This window comes from Mesorhizobium sanjuanii (assembly GCF_002529485.1).
Taxonomy (GTDB): Bacteria; Pseudomonadota; Alphaproteobacteria; order Rhizobiales; family Rhizobiaceae; genus Mesorhizobium; species Mesorhizobium sanjuanii.
Genome location: NZ_NWQG01000308.1, coordinates 1 through 3,311 on the forward strand (window position 1 = coordinate 1; position 3,311 = coordinate 3,311).

A 3,311-nucleotide genomic window follows, 5' to 3' on the forward strand; every position below is an offset into this window, starting at 1 on the left:
ATCTCCCCCCGTGGGGGGAGATCACTCGCTCCGCCCTCCATCGCTTCCCCCATCAAGGAACCCACCCGTGACTCACCCCCATGCCGAAGATCTCGGCAAGGCGCGGACGGCTGCCGATTTCGCTGCCGTCATCGCCTTGCTCGACACCGACCTCAACAACGCCATCGCCCGCAGGCACGAACTGCAACAGGCCGAGGACCGCGCGATCTTCGGCGACGGCGATCTGGCAGCCGTGCGGGCCACGCTCGACGACTGCAACGACGCAATCGCGCTCATCGAAAAGATAGTCGACGGCGCCGACAAGCGCCGCGCCGAGGCTGCTCGGAGCGAGGCCCGGGCCGACGTCGCGGCACTGGGCGGGGATATCAAGGCCAAGGCCGTCACCATCGGCGAGCGTTGGAAGAGTGTCCACCGGCTGATCGAGCAACTGCGCCAGGAATTGTTCGAGGCCGATGCCTTGAGCCGCGCCATAACCACCGCCAACGGCCTGTTCGATGCCGCCGGCGCCGCCGACCTGAAGGTCAACCTGGCCACCATCCGCCGCACCGCCATGGCTGGCGTGCGAGCCGCCGCACCGGCCCGCCTCAGCCGCCCGGCAATTCAGGCCGACAGGCTTTTGCTCTCCTTCCTCAGCCCCGGCGGCGCGCTCGATCCGCGGCCGGCGCCCGGCGCGCCGGTCGAGGGCGTCAAGAGCAAATTCATTCCGGCAAGCAAACCCCTGGGCGAGCGAGGCTGACCATGTGCACACTTGCCCTTCTCGGTACCGTACTTTCGGTCGGCGGTGCGCTGGTCGAAGGCCAGCAGTCGAAGCAGATGGCCGACTACCAGGCCAAGGCCTATGAGCAGCAGTCGCAGGCCGACGCCCAGTCAACCGCCTTCGAGCAGAGCCAGGAGCGCCACAAGCAGGATCTCCTGCAGGCACAGGCGCGCGCCCAGGCGGGCGCTTCCGGCGTCGGCATAGCAGGCTCGCCGACCGAGGTGCTGGCCGCCAACGCCAGGCAGGGCCAGATGGACCTCAAGGCGCTCCAATACAGCTCGCAACTGCGCCAGAACAGTCTCAACACGCAGGCCGCCATCTCGCGCTTCTCCGGCAGGCAGGCGGCCACGGCGTCGATCTTCAAGGCCGGCGGCAATCTCATCCCGGGTCTCTCAGGCCTCTACGACCCGACCAAGGCCGTGACCTTCGGCAAGGGCGCCTTCCCGCCGCCGCCCGGCGGCTTGTCCACGGGAGGCCTCTACTGATGGCGACCATTCCTCTCCATATTGCCCAGCGCCGGCTCGATACCGGCAACGGGGTGCAATACCCGCAGGGGTCGCCGATCGGCGGCGCCATGCAGGGTCTTGGCGACGAGCTTTCCGCTGTCGCCGAGCACTACCGGCAGATGAAAGAGCGGCAGGAGGCGTTCGACGCCGACCTTGCGCGCCGCCGGTTCAACGGCCAGATCACGCAGGCGGAAGACGAGGTAGCGGCGAAAGCGCCGGCCGACGGCAGCGGCCTACACGAGGCCATGTATGGCCAGGTCGATCCGCGCACCGGCCGCGTGCTCAAGATAGGCCTGTTCGACACGCTGTTCGACAATGCGCTGCCGAACATACCCGAGAGCCAGCGCGCCGGTTTCGCCAGGCAGAAGGAAGTGGTGCGCGGGGTCGGCTCGCGGCGCATGGCGCAACGCGAGAAGGCACAGCGCGACGACTATGAACTGGCCGAGTGGACCAAGGTCGACAACATCTCGACCAGCGCCATCGCGAAAAGCGATCCGAACGATATCGCAAACTTCGAGGCGATCCGGCAGAACGGCTCCGACCTGATCGCCAAGATCGGCAACCCGCTCGCCCGGCAAGCGGCGGAAGCGGCCTGGCGCAGCAATACGGCCAAGGCGCTGGTCCAGGCGATGATCGCCCAGGATCCGAAGCGCGCCGCCGAGATGCTGGTCGCGGCACAGGCTGGAAGCAAGACCAAGGACGACACGGTTGAGGCTGCGGGCGAACCTCGGTCGAATGGACCAGAGACGCCGGCTCGGCGCGAAGCGCTTGCAGGTGGCCTGCCGCCTGACGAACGCCACAGAAATTCCGTGCAGCACGACGGAAAGGCCGTTTGGGCTGCGGCTCCTTGGATCGCCGATCTGTCGCCGGACGCCGTGCGGGACCTCGGCCAGAAGGCGCAGGTGGCGATGACGGCGCAGCTGGTCGATGCGCGCGCCAATATCGACCTCGCCTACCAGAATGCGCCGGCGGCCATTGCCAATACCGGCACCTATTCCGGCAAGACACCCGGCGCTGAAGACTTCACTGCCGTTTACGGCGTCGAAGAGGGCGGCAAGCGGCTCCAAGCCTTCAACATAACGGCTGACGTCGGCCGCCAGGTTTTCGAAATGCGCCCCGTCTCGAACCAGGCGATACACGCCCAGATTCGGGATTTTGAACTCGGCCCCTACGGCTCACAGGAAGAGCGCGAGCAATACGAGATAAAGGCCGGCGCCGCGCAATTGGTGCTGGGCGCCAGGCGCGCCGATCCCGTCGGTTACGTCAGCCAACTCTTCCCAGACAAGGCTCCGGACTGGAGCAAGATCTCAACCCCGGAGGATTACTGGACTGCCGTAACCTGGGCCGTCGCTGCACAGCAAGAGATGGGCTTCGACAGAATATTGCCTCTACCCTGGGCAGCAGCTGACCAACAGGCCGCGAAATATATCGACCAAAGCGCGCCGTTCGAAAAGCGTCTTGCTGAATTGAGTTCGATCGTCCTGGCGGTTCGCGACCCGGATGCACGCAAGGCGATGGCCGAACAGATTTCTTTGGCGGCGGAAGCCCAATGGCGAGCCAAGGCCGCTCAGAATCCGAGCGTCACGCCAGAGTTGTTGGAAGCCCAGGTTGCAGTGCTCAAGAACGGGCTGGCGTGGATAGGGGAACATCCGGCCCGAGCCCAGTACAGCACCATGCCGTGGCTACAGCAATTCGGCTTGGCGTTCTCTGATGTCGGTCGCCTTACGGCTAAGGGCGGGGCTGCGGGAGGTGCGGACGCGATCTCCGCTAAGCTGGACTCCGTCTTGTCGGGCGGGAACTACGAGGACCTTCTCAAAAATCAGCAGGCCGAGACCGAGGATGCCGCGGACCGAGCAGGCTCGGCCGGCTGGGCAGCGGAAGCCCTCGGCGCCGGCTTGAGCGGATACGGCCTGACGAAGGGTTTGTTCGGTTTGCTAGGCCGGGCAGGCGTTGGCGCGGCGGCGGAGAACGGCTTGACGGGCCTTGCCGCCCGAAGCGGCGTAGGGGGTGCGGCGGGTGGCGCCTATGGCGGGGCGTACGCCTACAAC

The 3,311-nt window shown here is 66.2% G+C and carries 3 protein-coding genes; all 3 read left to right on the forward strand.

Annotation, left to right across the window (positions count from 1 at the left end):
• Window positions 1-67: 67 nt before the first annotated feature.
• Window positions 68-736, forward strand: coding sequence for a hypothetical protein (locus CN311_RS31555; protein ID WP_097577472.1), 669 nt, complete (start codon window positions 68-70; stop codon window positions 734-736).
• A 2-nt stretch (window positions 737-738) separates the two neighbouring features.
• On the forward strand, window positions 739-1,242 hold the full coding sequence (locus CN311_RS31560; RefSeq protein WP_097577473.1) for a hypothetical protein: 504 nt from the start codon (window positions 739-741) through the stop codon (window positions 1,240-1,242).
• Window positions 1,242-3,311 (forward strand): hypothetical protein (locus CN311_RS33145; protein ID WP_208866619.1); only part of this gene is annotated, 2,070 nt, incomplete at its 3' end. The genes CN311_RS31560 and CN311_RS33145, both read left to right, overlap by 1 nt.

Excerpts from the sequence above, each read along its gene's own strand:
- CN311_RS31560 (WP_097577473.1), top strand. The coding sequence starts at position 739 with ATGTGCACACTTGCCCTTCTCGGTACCGTACTTTCGGTCGGCGGTGCG.